The 20,412-nt window shown below is 73.1% G+C and carries 18 protein-coding genes; 12 read left to right on the forward strand and 6 right to left on the reverse strand.

What is annotated here, in order from left to right:
* Positions 1-1,542, reverse strand: a 1,542-nt coding sequence (locus tag N865_RS17265) for a DEAD/DEAH box helicase (RefSeq protein ID WP_034808642.1), incomplete at its 3' end; no start/stop codon positions are given.
* A gap of 240 nt (positions 1,543-1,782) precedes the next feature.
* Between N865_RS17265 and N865_RS17270 the strand changes: the two genes are divergently transcribed.
* Positions 1,783-2,544 (forward strand): ferritin-like fold-containing protein, encoded by a 762-nt coding sequence (locus N865_RS17270; RefSeq protein WP_034808663.1) that lies wholly within the window; start codon positions 1,783-1,785, stop codon positions 2,542-2,544.
* A 108-nt stretch (positions 2,545-2,652) separates the two neighbouring features.
* Here N865_RS17270 and N865_RS17275 read toward each other — a convergent pair whose 3' ends face one another.
* The 3 genes from N865_RS17275 to N865_RS17285 all read right to left on the reverse strand — a co-directional run bounded on the left by N865_RS17275 (position 2,653) and on the right by N865_RS17285 (position 4,056).
* Positions 2,653-2,925: a GlsB/YeaQ/YmgE family stress response membrane protein gene (locus N865_RS17275; protein ID WP_034808643.1), complete on the reverse strand. Its 273-nt coding sequence runs from the start codon at positions 2,923-2,925 to the stop codon at positions 2,653-2,655.
* Positions 2,926-3,077: 152 nt separating this feature from the next.
* A complete protein-coding gene (locus N865_RS17280; RefSeq protein ID WP_034808644.1) occupies positions 3,078-3,299 on the reverse strand; it encodes a DUF3107 domain-containing protein in 222 nt (73 codons plus the stop codon).
* Positions 3,300-3,345: 46 nt separating this feature from the next.
* Positions 3,346-4,056: a TetR/AcrR family transcriptional regulator gene (locus N865_RS17285; RefSeq protein WP_034808646.1), complete on the reverse strand. Its 711-nt coding sequence runs from the start codon at positions 4,054-4,056 to the stop codon at positions 3,346-3,348.
* Between the two features lie 83 nt (positions 4,057-4,139).
* Between N865_RS17285 and moeB the strand changes: the two genes are divergently transcribed.
* The 4 genes from moeB to N865_RS17305 all read left to right on the forward strand — a co-directional run bounded on the left by moeB (position 4,140) and on the right by N865_RS17305 (position 12,840).
* Entirely contained in the window at positions 4,140-5,321 is a 1,182-nt protein-coding gene (gene moeB, locus N865_RS17290) for a molybdopterin-synthase adenylyltransferase MoeB (protein ID WP_034808647.1), read from the forward strand.
* Positions 5,322-5,362: 41 nt separating this feature from the next.
* Positions 5,363-6,082 (forward strand): MGMT family protein, encoded by a 720-nt coding sequence (locus tag N865_RS22370; protein ID WP_084328337.1) that lies wholly within the window; start codon positions 5,363-5,365, stop codon positions 6,080-6,082.
* Between the two features lie 138 nt (positions 6,083-6,220).
* Positions 6,221-9,427: an ATP-dependent helicase gene (locus N865_RS17300; protein WP_034808649.1), complete on the forward strand. Its 3,207-nt coding sequence runs from the start codon at positions 6,221-6,223 to the stop codon at positions 9,425-9,427.
* A complete protein-coding gene (locus N865_RS17305; protein WP_245603822.1) occupies positions 9,424-12,840 on the forward strand; it encodes an ATP-dependent helicase in 3,417 nt (1,138 codons plus the stop codon). Before N865_RS17300 ends, N865_RS17305 begins: the two co-directional genes overlap by 4 nt.
* A gap of 13 nt (positions 12,841-12,853) precedes the next feature.
* Here N865_RS17305 and N865_RS17310 read toward each other — a convergent pair whose 3' ends face one another.
* Positions 12,854-14,416 (reverse strand): phosphotransferase, encoded by a 1,563-nt coding sequence (locus tag N865_RS17310; protein WP_034808650.1) that lies wholly within the window; start codon positions 14,414-14,416, stop codon positions 12,854-12,856.
* Positions 14,417-14,527: 111 nt separating this feature from the next.
* On the opposite strand from N865_RS17310, the gene nudC reads away from it, so the two are divergent.
* Complete coding sequence (gene nudC, locus N865_RS17315) at positions 14,528-15,499, forward strand: NAD(+) diphosphatase (RefSeq protein ID WP_051510877.1); 972 nt, start codon at positions 14,528-14,530, stop codon at positions 15,497-15,499.
* A gap of 10 nt (positions 15,500-15,509) precedes the next feature.
* On the opposite strand, the gene N865_RS17320 is transcribed toward nudC, so the two are convergent.
* Complete coding sequence (locus N865_RS17320; protein ID WP_051510887.1) at positions 15,510-15,734, reverse strand: glutaredoxin domain-containing protein; 225 nt, start codon at positions 15,732-15,734, stop codon at positions 15,510-15,512.
* A gap of 157 nt (positions 15,735-15,891) precedes the next feature.
* On the opposite strand from N865_RS17320, the gene ppk2 reads away from it, so the two are divergent.
* The 6 genes from ppk2 to N865_RS17345 all read left to right on the forward strand — a co-directional run bounded on the left by ppk2 (position 15,892) and on the right by N865_RS17345 (position 20,397).
* Positions 15,892-16,743 carry a polyphosphate kinase 2 gene (gene ppk2, locus N865_RS17325; RefSeq protein ID WP_245603823.1) on the forward strand — a complete coding sequence of 284 codons (852 nt, stop codon included), beginning with the start codon at positions 15,892-15,894 and terminating at the stop codon, positions 16,741-16,743.
* An 8-nt stretch (positions 16,744-16,751) separates the two neighbouring features.
* Positions 16,752-18,893: an ATP-dependent DNA helicase UvrD2 gene (locus N865_RS17330; RefSeq protein ID WP_245603825.1), complete on the forward strand. Its 2,142-nt coding sequence runs from the start codon at positions 16,752-16,754 to the stop codon at positions 18,891-18,893.
* A gap of 130 nt (positions 18,894-19,023) precedes the next feature.
* Complete coding sequence (locus N865_RS17335) at positions 19,024-19,269, forward strand: hypothetical protein (RefSeq protein ID WP_034808652.1); 246 nt, start codon at positions 19,024-19,026, stop codon at positions 19,267-19,269.
* Positions 19,270-19,557: 288 nt separating this feature from the next.
* Positions 19,558-19,845: a WhiB family transcriptional regulator gene (locus N865_RS17340; RefSeq protein ID WP_034808680.1), complete on the forward strand. Its 288-nt coding sequence runs from the start codon at positions 19,558-19,560 to the stop codon at positions 19,843-19,845.
* Positions 19,846-19,917: 72 nt separating this feature from the next.
* A complete protein-coding gene (locus N865_RS23755; RefSeq protein ID WP_281173511.1) occupies positions 19,918-20,052 on the forward strand; it encodes a hypothetical protein in 135 nt (44 codons plus the stop codon).
* Positions 20,053-20,211: 159 nt separating this feature from the next.
* Positions 20,212-20,397, forward strand: a complete 186-nt coding sequence (locus N865_RS17345; protein WP_034808654.1) for a hypothetical protein — start codon at positions 20,212-20,214, stop codon at positions 20,395-20,397.
* Positions 20,398-20,412: the final 15 nt, after the last annotated feature.

Here is a 20,412-nt window from a genome sequence, read left to right on the forward strand (position 1 = left end):
CTCGCCCTCGGCGGCCTCGGCGTCCTCGCCCGCCTCACGCGCGCGGCGGTTGTCGTGGCCGCGGGCGCCGTCCCGCCCGCCACGACCGGCGTCGCGAGCGCCTGCACCACCGCTCCGGCCGTGGCGCTTGCCGGTCTCGCCGAGGTCCTCGATCGTCTCGGCCTCGAGGCCCTGCCGGGTCTGCTGCGACTTGCGCAGGTAGCCCTTGACGTCGGTCGGGATGTCGAGGTCGGTGAAGAGGTGGTCGGACGAGGAGTAGGTCTCCTGCGGCTCGGGGATCCCGAGGTCGAGGGCCTTGTTGATCAGGGCCCAGCGGTGCAGGTCGTCCCAGTCGACGAAGGTCACGGCGATGCCGGTGTTGCCGGCGCGGGCGGTGCGGCCCACCCGGTGGACGTAGGTCTTCTCGTCCTCGGGGCACTGGAAGTTGATGACGTGCGTGACGTTGTCGACGTCGATGCCGCGTGCGGCCACGTCCGTCGCCACGAGGATGTCGACCTTGCCGTTGCGGAACGCCCGGAGGGCCTGCTCCCGCGCGCCCTGCCCGAGGTCGCCGTGGATGGCCGCCGCCGCGAACCCGCGCTCGACGAGCTCGTCCGAGACCTTGGCCGCGGTCCGCTTCGTCCGGCTGAAGATGATCGTCAGGCCCCGGCCGCGGGCCTGGAGCATGCGCGAGAGCATCTCGACCTTGTCCATCGCGTGGGCGCGGTAGACGAACTGCTCCACGGCCTTGACCGTGTGGGCGTTCTCGGTGTCATCACCCATGGCGCGAATGTGGGTCGGCTGGGTCATGTAGCGGCGTGCGAGCGCGACGATGGCGCCCGGCATGGTCGCCGAGAAGAGCATCGTCTGGCGGCTGGCCGGAGTCAGCGACATGAGCGTCTCGACGTCGGGCAGGAAGCCGAGGTCGAGCATCTCGTCGGCCTCGTCGAGCACGACGATCTTGGCCTGCGAGAGGTCGAGGTGACCCTGCTTCGCGAGGTCGATGAGGCGCCCAGGGGTGCCGACGACGACCTCGACGCCCCGCTGGAGGGTCTCGATCTGCGGCTCGTAGGCACGGCCGCCGTAGACCGTGAGGACGCGGATGCCGCGCCGCTTGCCCGCCCGTTCAAGGTCGCCGGCGACCTGTACGGCGAGCTCACGCGTCGGAGCCACGGCCAGCGCCTGCGGCTTGCCCGGACGGGCCAGCGAAGCGAAGCCCTCGTCCGACGGCGCGACGACCCGGTTGAGGATCGGCACGCCGAAACCGAGCGTCTTGCCGGTTCCGGTCTTGGCCTGGCCGATGATGTCGTGCCCGCCGAGGGCAACCGGCAGGGTCATGGCCTGGATCGGGAAGGGGTGGATGATCCCCGTGTCGGCGAGCGAGGCGACGATGTCGGGGTGGACGTCGAAGTCGGCGAAGGTGACCTCCGGAGCCGGGGTGGCTGCAGTGGTCTCGGTAGTGGTGGTCTCGGGGGTGGTGTCGGTGGGAGCGTCGGTCGTCGCGGCGTCCGCGGCCGACCCGGCGGCCCCGGCCTCGGCCGGGGTCTCGATGTCGTGCGTCATGTGTGTCTCTCGATCAGCACGAGCACCCCGCGGAGGCGGGAGCTCAGTGTCTCGTGACGGGCCGATCGGGGAGTGTCATGAAGGAGTGTGGTCACCCGCCGGGGGCGGGGCCACCGGTGCGCCGCGAGCTCGCGGGGCGCCAGTAGGGCAAACCATCGGGCCGACCGGGCACCGAGTTGTCCCCCCCACTCTACCGGCATCGACGCTCCGGCCCCTTTTCCGATCACTAGATTGGTGCGCATGAGCGACGAGCCCGGCCCCGCCCTCCCCGACGACACCCGCCTGGGGACGCCAACCCCAGCCGGCGCGGCCCCCGAGGCCCGCCCGGTCGCCGCCGTGTTCGAGCCCGATTACCTCGAGGCGGTGGGCGACCTGCTCGGGGTCCTCGCGTACAGCGAGCTGCGCGCCTTCTCGCAGCTCGCCCGCGACGCCGAGCTGGCGCCCACCCTGCGCCACAAGTCGCAGCTCGCCACGCTCGCGGCCCACGAGCTCAACCACTTCAGCCTGCTGACCCAGCGGCTCGAGTCCCTCGGTCTCGAGCCCGAGGCGGCCATGCAGCCCTTCGTCGAGGCCGTCGACGCCTTCCACGAGCGGACCGCGTCGTCCGGATGGCTCGAGGGGCTCGTCAAGGCGTACGTCGGCGAGGGCATCGCCCAGGACTTCTACCGGGAGGTCGCAAGGTATGTCGACGCCGACACCCGGGCCCTCGTCCTCACCGTTCTGGAGGACACCGGGCAGGCCGACTTCGCCGTCGCGGTCGTCCGCGAGGCCATCGAGGAGGACCCGCGGGTCGCCGGGCGGCTCGCCCTGTGGGGTCGACGCCTCGTCGGCGAGGCGATCACCCAGGCCCAGCGCGTCGGGGTCGAGCGCGACGCACTCTCCGGCCTGCTCGTCGGCGGCCCCGGCGGCGGCGGTGCCGACCTCGCCGAGCTCGGTCGCATGTTCGTCCGGCTCACCGACGAGCACACCCGACGGATGGAGCGGCTCGGCCTCTCTGCCTGACGCGTGCGCGCGCGGTGAGCGACACCCGGCACCGCGGCATACGAGATCCGTTGCGGGACAAGCGAAAGGCCCGACCAAGGATGGTCGGGCCTTTCTCCAGATGGATGGTCAGCGGGTCTGCTTGTTACCCGTGATCATGCCGTAGCCGACGATGAGCGCCGCGGCGACGATGACGCCGATGAGCCCGGAGATCCAGTCGATGCCTCCCGTGTCGGACTTGCCCGAGAGCAGGTAGTAGATCCACGCGCCGATGACCGAGCCGATGGCTCCGAGGATCACGGTCATGAGCACGCTGATCGACTGACGTCCGGGCAGGACGAGCCGCGCGAGCGGTCCGACGATGGCACCGGCAACGAGAGCCATGAGGATGGTCTGAAACATCTCTGCTGTTTCCTCCTTACAGGCCCGGGGTCGGGCGGTGACGGACCGGCGAACCCGATCCGTCTCTACTCAACCACTTACCCACGCGCCGTGTCGGGCCCACGCGCCGGAGGCACGGAGGAAATGCCCGGCCAGGGTATGCCGGTGGCGCGTCAGTGAGCGCCGAAGCCGACGCCGCCCTTGCGCTCGGCACCCGTCGTGACGTAGCCGAGCGACGCGCTGGGGACGATGATCCGCCCGCCCTTGTCGTCGGTCAGCTCGAGGAACTCGGACGAGCGGGCCGTCTTCACGGCCGCCGCGAGCTCGTCGGCGCTCAGCGTCGTCTCGAAGGTGATCTCGCGTGACACGTGCTGCACGCCGATGCGAACCTCCACGTCAAACCCACTTTCTCCGTCTGTCGGGACTGTCCCGTCGCCCACCTTAACCAGCGGGGGTGGCGACGGATTCCCGGGGCGCGCTGTCGGGACGGTCGCCCTTCGGGGCGCTCGCCCGATCGCTCGCCCGGTCGCTCGGCCGGTCGACGGCGGGGAAGGCGCCGATGCCGCGGCGGATGAGCGCGCCGGTGATGCGCACCGCCGTCCCCTTGGAGATCGTCGCCTCGTGCGTCAGCCAGTAGCGGGCCGACGTCTGGGCGAGACCGACGAGCTGGACGCCGACGAGGACGGCCTCCTCCTGGTCCATCGACGTCTCGCTCCGGATGATGTCGGCCATCGCCTGGGCGCAGGTGAGGTCGATCTGGTCGAGCCGCTTGCGGACCTCCGGCTCGTTGGCGAGGTCGGACTCGAAGATGAGCCGGAAGGCCGCGCCCTCCTGGCCGACGAAGTCGAAGTAGGCGTTGACCATGGTGTTGATGCGCGCCTTGTTGTCCGACAGGGCGAGGGCGTCGCGAACGAGCTCCTCGAGCTCGCTCGTGTGCCGGTCGATGAGCGCGAGGTAGAGCTCGAGCTTGCCCGGGAAGTGCTGGTAGAGCACGGGCTTGGAGACCCCGGCGCGGGCGGCGATGTCGTCCATCGCGGCGGAGTGGTAGCCGTTCTCGACGAAGGCGCCGAGCGCGGCCTCGAGGAGCTGGGCGCGGCGCTCGGAGCGGGGCAGTCGCTGGCCACGGCCGGGAGCGGGGATCGCGTCGGACATCCGAATCCTTTGGTGCTGGTGCCGGCCTCGATCGTGAGGACGACGTTGTCGTCTCCCACCCTACCGAGGCGTACGGTGGCGGCATGCCGATCGATCCGCTGGTCAAGACGGGCCGGCCGCTGTCGGGGCCCGAGGTCACCCGGTATGCCCGGCACGTCCTCATCCCCGGCGTCGGCCGGGAAGGGCAGGAGCGGCTCTCCGCGGCGCGTGTCCTCGTCGTCGGCGCCGGAGGCCTCGGCTCGCCCGCGCTCCTCTACCTCGCGGCCGCCGGCATCGGCACCATCGGGGTCGTCGACGCCGACGTCGTCGAGCTGACCAACCTGCACCGCCAGGTCATCCACTCCGACGCCGACATCGGGCGCCCCAAGACCGAGTCGGCCGAGGCGGCCGTCCACCGGGTCAACCCGCACGTCACCCTCGTGCGCCACGACGTCACGCTCGACTCGTCCAACGCCCTCGAGATCATCGGCGGCTACGACCTCGTCGTCGACGGGACCGACAACTTCCCGACGCGCTACCTCGTCAACGACGCCTGCGTCCTGCTCGGCAAGCCGCACGTCTGGGGCTCGATCCTCCGCTTCGACGGGCAGGTCTCGGTGTGGTGGGCCGGCCACGGGCCGTGCTACCGGTGCGTCTTCCCCGAGCCGCCGCCGCCCGGGTCGGTGCCGAGCTGCGCCGAGGGCGGGGTCCTCGGCGTCCTCTGCGCGGCGATCGGCTCGGTCCAGTCGACGGAGGCGGTCAAGCTGCTCCTCGGCCTCGGCGAGCCGCTCACCGGGCGCCTCCTCGTCCACGACGCGCTGCGCATGACGTGGGACACGCTGACCGTGCGCGCCGACCCCGGCTGCCCGGTCTGCGGCGAGTCGCCGACGATCACCGAGCTCATCGACTACGTCGAGTTCTGCGGGGTCCCGGGCGCGCCCGCGACCCAGACCGAGGGCGACCTCCCGGTCGTCTCCGTCCGGGAGATGGTCGACGAGCTGCACGGCGCGCAGCCGCCCCTCCTCGTCGACGTCCGCGGTGAGGAGGAGCGCGCGATCGCCTCGATCCCGGGGGCCGTGCCGATTCACCTCGACGAGTTCCGCTCCGGGGAGGCGTTCGGGCAGCTGCCCCGAGACCGGCGCGTCCTCATCCACTGCAAGGTCGGGGCGCGCTCGGCCGAGGCGACGCGTCTCGCGCTGCGCGCGGGCCTCACCGACGTCGCCAACGTCGAGGGCGGCATACTCGCGTACCTGCGTGAGATCGACCCGAGCCAGCCCGAGTACTGACCGACGAGGGCGGCCGGAGTCCTGACGGAAGGGAACCCGCCGTGTCGGTGGAGGAGTATGCCGAGCGCGTCCTCGACCTCGTCGCCCGGATCCCGTCCGGCCGCGTGCTCGCTTACGGCGACATCGCGAAGCGGCTGGGGGAGGGCGGAGCCCGCAACGTCGGCACGGTGATGAGCCGATACGGCTCCGACGTGCCGTGGTGGCGGGTGATCCGGTCCGACGGACGGCCTCCACAGGGGCACGAGGCCACCGCCATCGAGCACTGGCGCGCCGAGGGGACGCCGATGGTCCGGGGGCTGGTCGAGGGCGGCCGGGTGGACATGCGGCTGGCCCGTTGGGACGTCGAGGAGGCCGGAGCGGCCGCGCCGGATGGTCGCGGGAGCCTGCACCACGTCGAGATCTGGGTCGACGACATCGCCGCCGCCGGGCGCGAGTGGGACTGGCTCCTCCGTCGGCTCGGGTACCGCCTGGGCGACGACTGGGGACACGGCCGGGCCTGGGAGCTCGGAAGCCTCTACATCGTGGTCGAGGCCGGCCCCGACGTCGTCCCCGGCCGCCACGAGCGGCGCCGGGCGGGGCTCAACCACCTCGCGTTCCACGCCGGCTCGCGAGACGAGGTCGACGCCGTCGTCGCCGAGTGCGCCGCCCACGGGTGGTCGCTCCTCTTCGCCGACCGTCATCCCTACGCGGGCGGTCCCGACCACTACGCCGCCTATCTCGAGAGCGGGGAGGGCTTCGAGGTCGAGCTCGTCGCGGGCTGAGGTCCACGCCCGTCGCGTATGCCGCCGGGCGGGCGTGCCACGGGACAGCCGGGGCGGGCGCCGCCGGGGTCCTCGAGGGTTCTCTCGACTGTGCGCGCGACGGTGCCGGGTGTCGGGACGGCGTGATGGAATCCCTCCGTGGTCATCCTCCGTCGCGCCCCCGCCCTCGTCCCCGAGCGGGTCGAGCTCGATGCGAGCCAGCAGGCCGCGCGGGACTCGTCGGCCCCCCTGCTGCGTGTGCTCGGAGGGCCGGGCACCGGCAAGTCGACGCTCGCCGTGGAGCTCGTCGTCGCCGCGGTCGAGGCCGGTGCCCGCGCCGACAGCTGCCTCGTGCTGACCTCGACCCGGGCGGCGGCGGCGGAGCTGCGCCAACGGGTCACGGCGCGCCTCGACGGGACGTCGACCCAGTCGCTCGCCCGCACGTGGCAGGCGTTCGGGTTCGGCATCCTCCGGGCCGAGGCGGCGCTCCGGGGCGACCCGCCTCCCCGGTTGCTCAACGGTCCCGAGCAGGACGTCATCCTGCGCGACCTGCTCGCCGGGCACGCCGCGGGGGACGCACCCGGACCCGACTGGCCCGAGTCGGTCCGTGACGCGCTCGGCACGCGAGGCTTCCGCAACGAGCTGCGCGACCTGCTCATGCGCGCCGTCGAGCACGGCCAGGGTCCCGACCAGCTGCACGCCCTCGGGCTCGACCACGACCGGCCCGAATGGGTCGCGGCCGCGCACGTGCTCCGGGAGTACGACGAGGTGACGTCCTTCAGCCGGCACGGCTCGTTCGACCCGGCCTGGGTGCTCACCGCGGCTGCAGATCTGCTCGAGGAGGACGACGAGGCGCTCGACCGCCTCGGCGACCGGCTCGGTCTCGTCGTCGTCGACGACACCCAGGAGGTCACGTCCGCGGCCGGACGCCTGCTCGGCGTGCTCGCTCCCGCGGTCCCCCGGATCGTCCTGCTCGGCGACCCCGATGCGGCGGTCCAGACGTTCCGCGGCGCGGACCCCCGGTTCCTCGCCGACCGGTGGGCCGACCTGTCGGTGTCCGGGCCGGCCCGTCTTCCCGAGGCCGCCGGGTCGGGTCGCGAGACCGTGGTGCTCCGGACGACCCACCGCCTGCCGTCCCGGCTCGCCCTCGCGGCCGACCGCGTGGCTCGACGCATCGGAGCACTCGGCGGCGGAGCGCAGCGTGGCGCTGCGCAGTCGCGTGAGGGCGGCGTGTTCGAGGTGGCGCTGCTTCGGTCGGTCTCCCAGGAGGCGAGCCACATCGGCTCGGTGCTCCGGCGGGCCCACCTCGCCGAGGGCGTCCCGTGGGACGAGATGGCGGTGATCGTCCGCGGTTCGGGTCGCGCCGCGACCCTGCGCCGCATGCTCGGGGCGGCCGGCGTCCCCGTGGCGAGCGCCACGACCGAGACCCCCGTCCGCGACGAGACCGCCGTCCGGCCGCTCCTCGCGATCCTCGGCGAGTCGCTCGCGATCGCCCGGGCCGAGGGACGGGGCGGCGCACACCTCATCGACCCTGAGGTCGCCGCCGACCTCGTCCTCTCGCCGGTGGGCGGGGCCGACGCGGTGAGCCTGCGCCGGCTCCGGCGCCTGCTCCGCCAGGCCGAGCTCGCGTCGGGGGGCGCGCGGTCGAGCGACGAGCTGCTCGCCGAGCTGCTCCAGGAGCCGGCCCGCGCGCGCCTCATGGGCTCGCCGGCCCGCGCGGCAGCGCGCATCGCCGAGGCGATCGAGGCGGGGGTGCGGGCTGCACGCGTCACCACCGACGGTCGATGGGCCCCGGGGGTCACCGCCGAGCACGTCCTCTGGGCGATCTGGCAGGGAGCCGGCGTTGCCGAGGCCTGGCGCCGCACCGCGCTCAGTGGTGGGCCGGGGTCCGACCGGGCCGACCGCGACCTCGACGCCGTGCTCGCGCTCTTCGACGCCGCCGGCTCGTTCGTCGACCGGCTCCCGCAGGCGGGTCCCGACCAGTTCCTCGACCACATCACCGGGCAGGACGTGCCCGGTGACACTCTCGTCGCGCGCGCACAGTCGGGGGCGACCGTCGAGCTGCTCACGCCGCAGTCGGCGGCCGGCCGGGAGTGGCGCATCGTCGTCGTGGCCGGGGTGCAGGAGGGGGTCTGGCCCGACCTGCGCCTCCGGGGGTCGATCCTCGGCTCCGAGGACCTCGTCGACGTCGTCTCGGGCCGGCCGCGCAGCCTCCGGGCGGCCCAGGCAGCCGTCCGCTACGACGAGACCCGCCTCTTCCTCGTCGCGGTGAGCCGAGCGACCGAGCGGCTCCTCGTCACTGCGGTCGGCAACGAGGACGAGCAGCCCTCCGTCTACCTCGACGTCATCGACCCGCTCGGGGACGAGTCCGGCGCCGGGCTGGGCGACGAGGTCCGCGCCCACACCGAGGTTGGCCGGGCGATGACGCTGACCGGGCTCGTCGGCGAGCTGCGCCGCGAGGCGGTCGACCCCGACCCGGGCGTGGCGGAGCCGGCGATCGCCCTGCTCGCCCGGGCCGCCCGGGCCGGCGTCCGAGGGGCCGACCCGTCGACGTGGTGGGCCCTGCGCACCCTCACGTCCGACCGGCCGGTCCGGGGCGAGGACGAGCTCGTGAAGGTCTCGCCGTCCAAGGTCGAGTACTTCGGCCAGTGCGGCCTGCGCTGGTTCCTCACCGCCGTCGGCGGGGAGGGCCCGTCCCAGGGTGCCGCGACGATCGGCACCCTCGTCCACGACATCGTCGCCGAGCTGCCCGACGCGCCGCTCGACGAGCTGCGCGCCGAGGTCGATGCCCGCTGGGGGCGCCTCGGCCTGCCCCCCGGCTGGGTCACCGAGCGCAAGCGCAAGGAGGCCCATGAGATGGTCGCCCGCTACGCGGCATACCGCTCGATGGCGGCTGCGGAGGGCTGGGAGCGAGCGGGCGTCGAGGTCGACTTCCGCGTCGTCGTCGGCCGCGCCCTCGTGAGCGGCCGCGTCGACCGGATCGAGCAGGACCACGACGGCGGGCTGCGGATCATCGACCTCAAGACCGGGCGGAGCAAGCCGGCCGCCCGCGAGATCGAGAGCCACGGCCAGCTCGGGACCTACCAGGTGGCGGTCGAGGCCGGCGGGTTCGCCGAGCTCGGCACCGTCAGCTCGGGGGCCGCGCTCGTCCAGATCGGCAAGGCCGGGCTCACCGGTCTGCGCCCCAGCGTCCAGGAGCAGCAGGCTCTCGGTCGGACGCCCGACCCCGGCTGGGCGCGCGCCCTCGTCGAGGCGACGGCCGAGGGGATGGGCGCGGCGACCTTCACCGCGACCCAGGGCAGCTGGTGCAAGACGTGCGCGCTCACTGCGTCGTGCCCGGTACAGCCGGAGGGAGAGGCCCTGTGAGCCCGCGTTACTCCGCTCTCGACATCGCCCGTGCTCTCGACAAGCCCGAGCCGACGCCCGAACAGCAGGCCGTCATCGAGTCCGGTCCCCGGCCCCTGCTCGTCGTCGCCGGCGCGGGCTCGGGCAAGACCGAGACGATGGCCGCGCGCGTCGTCTGGCTCGTGGCCAACGGGCTCGTCGAGCCCGACCAGGTCCTCGGGCTCACGTTCACCCGCAAGGCGGCCGCCGAGCTCTCGCAGCGCATCACCCAGCGCCTGCGCGCCCTCGTCCGCGCGGGTCTCTGGACCCCACCCGCCGACGACGGCACCGGCGCAGAGGTCCTCGGCGGCACGCCCACCGTATCGACCTACCACGCGTATGCCGGTCGCCTCGTGCGCGAGCACGCCCTCCGGGTCGGCATCGAGCCCGAGTTCCGCATGCTCACCGAGGCCGGCGCCTGGCAGCTCGCCGCCGAGGCCGTGAGCCGCTACGACGGGCCGATGGACGAGGTCACCAAGGCGGAGTCGACGGTGATCGACGCCGTCATGTCCCTCGCCGGCGAGATGGCCGAGCACGTGCGCACTCCCGACGAGGTCCTCGCCCACCTCGACGAGGTCATCGGGCGCATCGAGGCGCTCCCGGACGGAGAGGGGCGGGGCTCGTTGACCGGTGTCCGCGACGCCCTCGCCGTGCTCCGCGAGCGACGCGCCGTCCTGCCGATCGTCAAGCGCTACCTCGACCTCAAGCGCGAGAAGGAGTCGCTCGACTTCGCCGACCAGATGGCGGTGGCGGCCCGGCTGTCCGGCTCGGTGGCCCACGTCGGCGAGGTCGAGCGGGCGCGCTTCCGGGCCGTGCTCCTCGACGAGTTCCAGGACACCTCCGAGGCGCAGCTCTCCCTGCTGCGCTCGCTCTTCCACGGCGGGAGCGAGCCGGTCGCGCTCACCGCCGTCGGCGACCCCAACCAGTCGATCTACGGCTGGCGGGGTGCGAGCGCGACGACCCTCGCGCGCTTCCCGGCCGAGCTCGCCGACGAGACCGGGCCCGCAGCGGTCCTGCCCCTCTCGACGAGCTGGCGCAACGACGCCCTCATCCTCGACGCCGCCAACATCACCGCGGCGCCCCTCGCTGCCGCCCACGTCGAACCGCTGACGGCCCGGCCCGGGGCCGGAGGCGGCTCCATCGCCGTCGCTCGACTCGCCTCGATCGAGGACGAGGCCGCTCATGTCGCCGACTGGGTCGCCTCCGGGTGGCGCAGCCCGTCAGGCCGGCGCACCGGTCGGACCGCGGCCGTCCTCTGCAGGCGGCGCTCCCACTTCCCCTTCGTCATCGATGCGCTTCGGGCTCGCGGGCTCCCGGTCGAGGTCGTCGGCCTCGGGGGACTGCTCATGACCCCCGAGATCGGCGACCTCGTCGCGACCCTGTGGGTCGTCCAGGACCCGTCGCGCGGTGACCAGCTCATGCGCCTGCTGACCGGCCCCGTCGCCCGTCTCGGCACCGCCGACCTCGACGGGCTGTGGGCCTGGGCCAAGGAGCTCCACGCCCGGCCGTGGCGCGTCGGGCGGGCGCCGGCCGTCCAGCCGATGCTCGCCCTCGACACCGGCCGTGCCGAGCCGGAGCGCGTGCAGGGCGCCGTGGCCCTGCTCGAACCCGACGACGACGCCGGCGGGTCCGCCGACGCGGCCGAGCGGCATACGGCCGACCTCGCCGCCGACAGCGCCGACACGGCGACGCTCGTCGAGGCGCTCGGCGAGCTGCCGAGACCGGGCTGGGTCGGTCACGGCGGCGTCACGATCAGCGACGGTGCACTCTCCCGGCTCTCCGCGCTGTCCGACGTGCTCGCGGGGCTGCGGCGGATGACCGCGTTGCCGCTCGTCGACCTCGTGTCGGAAGCCGAGCGTGCGGTCGGTCTCGACATCGAGGTGCTCTCCCGCCCTGAGCACACGGCGTCGACGGCGCGGGTCCACCTCGACGCCTTCGCCGACGTCGCCGCGCGCTTCGCGATGAGCTCCGACCGGCCGACGCTCGCCGGCTTCCTCGGCTGGCTCGAGGCCGCCCGCGAGCAGGAGCGCGGGCTCGACGCCGGCCACGTCGAGACGGACGCCGACGCGGTGCAGGTCCTGACGATCCACGCCGCCAAGGGGCTCGAATGGGACCTCGTCGCCGTGCCGGCCCTCGTCGAGTCGGTCTTCCCCGACCACAAGGCGACCACGGTCGGACTCGTCGACGGCGAGTGGTCCTGCACGGGGCAACCCAAGGACTTCGGCTGGCTGACCGGCATCGACTCCGTCCCCTACGACCTGCGTGGCGACCGCGACGGGCTGCCGCACCTCGACTGGCGCGGTGCCCCCGACCGCAAGGCCCTCGGCCGGGCCGTCGACGACTTCGCCCTCGACGGCGGGGCCCACGCGATCGCCGAGGAGCGCCGTCTCGCGTACGTGGCCTTCACGCGGGCGCGGTCCGCGATGCTCCTCTCCACCCACTTCTGGGGAGCGACGAAGAAGGGCCTCTCGGTCGAGTCGCGCTTCCTGCGCGAGATCCGGCTCGCCCTCGGTGCGCGCCTCGTCACGACCACGTGGGCCCCCGACCCCGAACCCGTCACGGACGACAAGGGCCGCCCCGTCGCCCCCGACAACCCGTTTCTCGCGCACGCCGTCGCGGCCGAGTTCCCGTACGACCCGATGGGCGCCCGACGGGTCGAGCTCGCGCGGGTGGTCGACCGGCTCGTCGAGCTCGGCACCTCGGCCGACCTCTCCGTCGCCGTGGGGGACCCGCGGCACGACGACCTGCGGCTGCTCCTGGCCGAGGAGGCGGGACGCCGAGGTCGGGGCGATGTCGTCGTCGACGTGCCACGCCACCTGTCGGCCTCCGCCGTGGTCTCCTTCGCGCGCGATCCCGAGGCCTTCGCCATGACGCTCCGGCGTCCCATGCCCGGGCCGCCGGCGGTCGCCGCCCGCCAGGGCACGGCCTTCCACGCCTGGATCGAACAGCACTACGCCAGGGCGGCGATCGTCGACGTCTTCGACCTCCCCGGGAGCGCCGACGAGGAGGCCGCGAGCGACGTCTCCCTCGCGCGGCTCAAGGAGCTCTTCCTCCAGAGCGAGTGGGTCGACCGGATGCCGGAGGAGATCGAGATGTCGATCGAGACGATCATCGACGGCATCGCGGTCCGCGGACGGATCGACGCGGTCTTCCCCCGCGCTGACGGGGGCTGGACCGTCGTCGACTGGAAGACGGGCGTCCGGCCGTCGGGCCGCGAGGCCGAGGTCCGCGCCGTCCAGCTCGGGGCCTACGCGCTGGCCTACGCCCGCCTCAGAGGTGTCGACCCGTCGCGCGTCGATGCGGCGTTCTACTACGCCGCCGAGGGTGTGACGGTGCGACCCGAGGTCCCCGATGAGGCGACGCTGTCCGGCCTGCTCCAGACCCTCCCCGTCTGACGCCCACCGAGGCTCAGTCGGCGGCCCTGCGGGCCTGGCGCGGCTCGACCGGCACGAAGTCGGACGCTCCCTCGTGCAGGTCGAGCAGTCCGTCGCCGTCCTCGTCGGCACGCTCGGTGACCTCGGGTGCGACCGACAGACCGGCCCGCCGCTCGCCAGGCGGCTGTCCACCGGGCGCCGGTTCCGCGGGTGGTTGCTCTGCGGCCGGTTGCTCTGCGGGCGGCTGCTCTGCGGCCGGCTGTTGTGCCGCTGGTCGCTGGGGGTCCGGCTCCCCGGCGGACTGCTCCCCGGCTGGTTGCGGACGGGCTGGTTGCCGACCGGAGGCAGGCTCATCGGTGGCCTCATCACCCGACGCCTCCCCGGAGGGCCCTCCAACCGGCAGCAGCTGGGTCGCTCCGTGGTGCGTGATGACGCGGCGGGGCCCCGGCACCTCGGCCGCGACCTCCGCCTCGGACTCCGCCTCGGACGCCGCCTCGATCGGCGTCTTGTCCTCCTCGCGGTCCGGGAAGGTCGTGGCGACGGCGGCGGGAGAGCCGGAGGCCGCCCCGCTTCCGGGGGTCGACGCGGCAGTCGCCTCCGGCACTCCCTGACAGTCTTCAGCGGCGGCGCCGTGGCCGCTCTCCGGGGCGGACGAACGAGCGGCGGGTGGCTGCTCGGCCTCGGACGACAGGCGCTCGTCGAGCCGGCGCAGCTCGTCTGCCGCGGCGTCGAGGAGTCGGCGCTCGCCGGACGCGTGGGCGCGCAGCAGCATCCGGACTGGGGTCAGCTCCGCGGCGAGCCTGGCCCGGCGGGCCAGGTGCGGGTCGGGGGGCTCGACCCGGGACTGGGTGTAGGCCTCGAGCACGTCGGCCAGGGCCTCGCCGGAGGCCAGGGCACTGAGCTCGGAGAAGTCGTCGGCGGGGTCGCCGATCCTCGACTCCTCCCAGGCGAGGACGGCCCGGACGTGGCCTGCCGAGGCGTCGTCGTCGTCGAACGACGCGAGCACATGGGCACCGGTGAACGACCCGTGCACGGGCGTGGGGGCGAAGCGCCAGAGGGAGACGTCCTCGATGACCTGCTCCCACCGGGTGAGCAGGCTGGTCGGGACGTGTCCGGTGCCGGCGGCACGGTCGAGCTCGGAGAGCTGGCGGCGGCGATGGGACTCCGCGTCGTAGACCGGTCGGCCCGCCTCGTCGAAGAGGACGTGCTCGATGTTGTGGATGTGGGCGAGGACGCGACCCACCTCGGCGGCGAGGTCTCCCGGGGGGAGAGCAGCGAAGTCGAGCGGTAGTCCGGCCAGGTGCGGGTAGACGGCCGCGCGGCCCTCGGGGACGACCGCCAGTCCGCGGACGACGGGGACGGCGACGTCGAGGCGACGGTCGAGGAGGGAGTTCAGGGACGCCACGTCCTCGAGCATCGCGCCGGCGGCCTGGGTGCGCGGCGCCCGGACCACCCACCGCCGGTCCTGGCTGTCCTGGACGTGCGCGAGCTCATAGAGGTCGCCCTCGTGGACGCGGACCCCCTCGACGGACACGGGGTCGAGGCCGGGCACGGCGGCGCTCGCGAGGGCGGCGAGGACGAGCGGGCTCCGGGTCATCTCTCAACGGTAGGGCGAGCCCGCGGCCGATCGTGGGAGGCACGGCCCGCGCACCGCGTCGAGGCTGACCACGGCGGGGCGGGCCGGTCCTGGGAGTCCTAGGGTGAAGGGGTGCCCGCGATCGATGCCACGCTGACCGACCTCGCCCTCTCCCGGGCCGGGCTCGACCGATCGGCCCACGAGCGACGCGACCCTGACCTCGTCGCGCGGCTGCTCGACCGCGCCGACACCCGCGTAGTCGAGGTCCGGGGCGACCGGCTCCTCGTCGAGACCGGAGGTCCGACCGGGCTCGCCCTCGTGACGCGGGCTCCGGACGTCGGGGACGCGGCCCTGCTGGGAGTCCATCTGGGCCGCGACCCCGGCGGGACGGCATACGTCGCCGTGATCGGACCCGAGGACCCGGTCGCTCTCGCGAACCTGCGCGACGGCGGGGTGCCCGGTGACGGCCCGCGCTGGCTGACGCTCCGTGAGTCGGGCGCGGGGCTCGGCGACCGTGACGCGGGCATCGTGACGACCTCGGTCGCGCTCGCCAACTGGCACGCGGCGCACCGGCACTGCCCCCGCTGCGGCCACCCGACCGAGCCGACGCAGGCCGGGTGGGTCCGGCGATGCCCGGCCGACGGCACCGAGCACTACCCGCGCACCGACCCGGCGGTCATCATGTCCGTCGTCGACGCCGACGACCGCCTCCTGCTCGGCCGCGGCGCGCACTGGCCCGAGGGCCGCTTCTCCGTCCTCGCCGGGTTCGTCGAGCCGGGGGAGTCGTTCGAGGCGGCCGTCGCGCGCGAGGTCCTCGAGGAGGTCGGCATCGTGGTGGACGACGTCCGCTACCTCGGCAACCAGCCGTGGCCCTTCCCGTCCTCGGTCATGATCGGGTTCGCCGCGACGACGCGACAGACCGACCTCACGCTCGACGCGACGGAGATGGCGGAGGCACGGTGGGTCACGCGCGCGGCATACCGCGAGCTGCTCCGGTCAGGCCAGATCCGCACGCCGAGCGGCATCTCGATCGCCAAGCGGATCATCGAGCACTGGCTGGGCCAGACGGTGGAGTCGGTGGCGCCGCGGGCCACCGGCTTCTGAGGCGGGCGGTTCAGGCGGCGAGGCGCTCACGGACCTCCGCGAGCGAGGGGTTCGTCGCCGACGTGCCGTCGGGAAAGACGACGGTCGGGACCGTCCGGTTGCCGCCGTTGACCTCCTCGACGAAGCCGATGTGCTCCGGAGCCGCCTCGAGGTCGATCTCCGTGAAGGGGACCCCGGCCCGCGTGAGCTGGCTCTTGAGCCGCGCGCAGTAGCCGCACCACCCCGTGGTGAACATCGTCACCGAGCCCTCCTGCGGCGTCACGGAGGCGGCCGCTGGAGCCTCGACGGCGTCGGGCGCGCCTGCGGCCTGGGGTGCGGCGGTCTCCGGGTCGGATGTCGGCACGGTCTCTCCTCGATGGTGGGGCGTCGGCTCTCGATGCAAGGATGTCCCAATGGGCAAGCAGGCCGCCAATCGGGCGCGACGAATGGACGTGGGCCTCTACGAGCACGAGCTCAAGCGGCTGCAGGCCGAGCTCGTCAGCCTCCAGGAGTGGGTGCGGGCGACCGGCCAGCGCGTCGTCATCGTCTTCGAGGGCCGCGACGCCGCAGGCAAGGGCTCGGCCATCAAGCGGATCACCGAGTACCTCAACCCCCGCTGGGCGCGCATCGCGGCGCTCCCCGCGCCGAGCGAGCGCGAGAAGACCCAGTGGTACTTCCAGCGCTACGTCGAGCACCTCCCGTCGGCCGGCGAGATCGTCCTGTTCGACCGGTCCTGGTACAACCGCGCCGGTGTCGAGCGGGTGATGGGCTACTGCACCGACGAGGAGTACGAACGCTTCCTCGTCCAGGCGCCCCTCCTCGAGCGCATGCTCGTCGACGACGGGGTCATCCTGCGCAAGTACTGGTTCAGCGTGTCCGACGTCGAGCAGGAGCACCGCTTCCGGTCCCGGGCCAAGGACCCCATGCGCCGCTGGAAGCTCTCCCCGATGGACCTCGAGTCGATCACCCGGTGGGAGGACTACTCCCAGGCCAAGGACCGGATGATGCAGGCCACCGACAAGCCGTGGGCGCCGTGGTTCGTCGTCGAGTCCGAGGACAAGCGGCGGTCCCGCCTCAACGTCATGCACCACCTGCTCACGTCGATCCCGCACGAGCCGCTCGAGCCGGTCGTACCTCCGATCCCGAAGCGCCCCGCGGCGCATGGCTACGTCCGCCCTCCGCAGGAGATCCAGACCTACGTCCCCGACCACGCCGAGCGGGTCATCGCCGCCCACGCGAGGGCCTCGAAGGGGAGCTCGTCCTGAGCGCCGAGATCACGCCCGACGAGGTCCTGGCCGCGCTCGACCCCGAGCAGCGTGAGGTCGCCTCCGCCCCGCCCGGGCCCCTCTGCGTCCTCGCCGGCGCCGGCACGGGCAAGACGCGCGCCATCACCCACCGCATCGCGTATGCCGTCCACTCCGGTGTCGTGCAGCCGCAGCGCGTGCTCGCGGTGACCTTCACGGCCCGCGCGGCGGGTGAGATGCGCACCCGCCTCCGCGGTCTCGGCGTGCAGGGCGTGCAGGCGCGGACCTTCCACGCCGCCGCGCTGCGCCAGCTCCACTTCTTCTGGCCCCAGGCCATCGGCGGTGCGGCGCCCGAGGTGATGAGCCACAAGGCTCAGGCGGTCGCCGAGGCGGCTGGTCGGCTGCGGATGCAGTTCGACCGCACGACGATTCGCGACCTCGCCGCCGAGATCGAGTGGAGCAAGGTCAACCTCCTCACGCCCCAGTCCTACGCGGCGGGGGCCCGGGCCGCCCGCCGCGAGCCGCCCGGTGTCGACCTCACCGGGATGGCGCGGCTCTACGAGGCCTACGAGGAGGTGAAGGAGCGGCGCGGCGTCATCGACTTCGAGGACGTCCTGCTCCTCACCGTCGGCATCCTCGACGAGCGCGACGACATCGCGCGGACGGTCCGGGGCCAGTACCGCCACTTCGTCGTCGACGAGTACCAGGACGTCAACGCGCTCCAGCAGCGGCTCCTCGACCTGTGGCTCGGCGAGCGCGACGACCTCACCGTCGTGGGCGACCCGGCGCAGACGATCTACTCCTTCACCGGCGCCAGCCCCAAGCACCTCGTCGGTTTCCCCCAGCGGTTCCGTGGTGCGCGCGTCGTCCGGCTCGTGCGCAACTACCGGTCCTCCCCACAGATCGTGGCCCTCGCCAACACCGTCGTCGCGTCGGGGGTCGCCGCGGCTCGCGACGGGGCTGTCCGCCTCACGGCTCAGGGCGAGCCCGGTCCCGATCCCGTCCTCACGGCCCATCCCGACGACCAGGCCGAGGCTGCGGGCGTGGCGGCCCAGGTTCGTCGCCTCGTCGACCGGGGACATCCGGCCTCCGAGATCGCCGTGCTCTTCCGGACGAACGCCCAGTCCGAGGCCTTCGAGGCGGCGCTCACCGACGCCGGCGTCACCTACCTCGTCCGCGGCGGGGAGCGCTTCTTCGCCCGCAAGGAGGTCCGCGACGCGATCCTGCTGCTGCGCGGAGCCGCGCGCAGCGACGACGGCGACAAGCCCCTCGGGCACCTCGTGCGTGACGTGATCACCGGAGCCGGATGGTCGCCGGAGCCTCCCTCGAGCGGCGGCGCGACGCGTGAGCGCTGGGAGTCGCTCACGGCCCTCGCCACCCTCGCCGACGACCTGGCCGCCGCGGTCCCGCAGGCGCGCCTGCCCGAGCTCGTCGCCGAGCTCGACCGGCGGGCAGCCGAGCAGCATGCACCGGCGGTGCAGGGGGTGACCCTCGCGAGCCTCCATGCCGCGAAGGGCCTCGAGTGGGACACCGTCTTCCTCGTCGGCGCGTCCGACGGGCTCATCCCGATCTCGATGGCCGAAGGTCCCGATGCGGTCGAGGAGGAGCGGCGCCTTCTCTACGTCGGGCTCACCAGGGCCCGCCGCCAGCTGTTCCTCTCGTGGTCGGGCGCGCGAACGCCGGGCGCGAGGGCGACCCGGCGTGTCTCGCGGTTCCTTGCACCCGCGGCCGGGATCCTCGGCCAGGGGGCGCGGAGCGACGCGCCCGCCGGCGGCGTGCGCCGGTCCGCACCGAAGGTCGCGCGGATCGCGCACTGTCGCGGCTGCGGGGCCGAGCTCGTCACCGCCGCGCAGCGCAAGACCGGCCGCTGCGACGAGTGCCCGCCGAGCTACGACGAGGCCACGTTCGAGCGCCTGCGCGCCTGGCGGCTCGCCGTGGCCCGCGAGGCGAGCGTCCCGGCATACGTCGTCTTCACGGACGCGACGCTCACGGCGATCGCCGAGAGCGAGCCCTCCGACCAGGCCGCTCTCGCGACGATCAGCGGGGTCGGCGCCCGCAAGATCGAGCAGTACGGCGCCGACGTGCTGGCGATCCTGGGCGGCTCCGAGCCGCACGAGTTGCTCGAAAGCCGTTCTGCCACAAGGAATTCCGGCGTCGGTGGAGATGCCTGAAAAGAGTTCGGAAATTCCCCGATAAATGAGTTGTTCGCTCGCGCGCGGGCCGCGTACTCTTGTCGGAGTCAAGCCCAGTGGTTCAGGTGACCAGCTGGGGCGCGCGATGAGAAGTGAGGAGGTCGGCGACATGAACAACACCACGATGATGACGAACGCAGCAGCCTGCGTCGTTTCCGTGCGTCCGCGTCCGGTCAGCCACCTCCTCGTCGCCGACCGTGCAGACCGCCAGGGGACCACTGTGTCCATCGCCGCCTACCGCGGCGCTGCCCTCAGCGGCTTTGGCGCCCCGGCGCAGGGGGACACCTCTGTCGTCGTCACGACCCTCAAGACCTTCGATGTCGCTCGCTCCCGCCTCGGGAGGCCACCGGTCTGATTTGGACCTCAAGCCTCACCTCCAAGGCCGCGAACCCGACATCACCGGGTCCGCGGCCTTCTTGTTTGTCCAGACAGCTTCTGTCTCAAAAAGTGCCGCTCCACCACTCATCACAGGAACACGCACCAGACCGGTGCCAGACAGATACGGGAAACCATGACTCCCCGGATGCCGAGCAACAGGACCGAGACGCGCACCACCGGCGCGGACCTTCGGTCCCGAGCACAGACCGACACGAGTGAGCAGGTGCGCCTCGATCAGGCCGCACCCGAGACGGAGGTGAGAACGATGCAGTTGAGCGAGTTGCTCGACATGAGGGCAGAGGCCGAGGAGATCGGCGAGACGATCCCCTGCCGCGACTACGACGCAGAGCTGTGGTTCGCCGAGCGTCCTGAGGACGTCGAGTTCGCGAAGACGCTGTGCGGGCTCTGCCCCGCGCGGATCCAGTGCCTCGCCGGCGCCCTCGAGCGCCAGGAGCCCTGGGGCGTCTGGGGCGGGCAGCTGCTCGTCCAGGGAGCCATCGTCGCCCGGAAGCGGCCTCGCGGTCGCCCCCGCAAGCACCCCGTGGCCGCCTGAGAGCCACATGACCACGCATGACCAGCACGACACCAATCACCCAGCACGAACCATCCAGACCAGGAGAACACCATGGAACAGCTCGAGATGCTGGCCCGACACCAGATCCAGCAGCGCAGCCACCAGCAGGACCGCAGCGGCATCCGTCGCAGCGCACGGTTGATCACGCTGCAGATCCGCGCCAGCCGACGTCACCGCGACCAGTGATGACGAGCCCGATGGGGCACCTTGCACCACAACTGAATCGAGTGAGCGAGCCGCGGGTGACGCGAACGTCACCCGCGGTTTCGTTTGTCCGGGGTCGGTGAGTCGATCTCGAGACATCCCGCAGGCGGCGGATACTCGAAGGGAGGAAGGGAGAACCCGATGAGCACCTCCGAGACGAAGCCCCTGGTCTGCTCGACGTGCGGTGCGACACCCGACGACGAGGGGAGGGCGCGGCTGACCTGGAGCCGCGGAACCGAGTCCGGGCGGACCGTGTGGACGTGTGAGCGGTGCAGCCGAGAGCACGTCCGCGCCATCGAGGGGAAGCTCGACCCCAGCTGGTGGTGAGGCCGCAGTCGCGGG

It is taken from the genome of Intrasporangium oryzae NRRL B-24470 (assembly GCF_000576595.1).
Classification (GTDB): domain Bacteria; phylum Actinomycetota; class Actinomycetes; order Actinomycetales; family Dermatophilaceae; genus Intrasporangium_C; species Intrasporangium_C oryzae.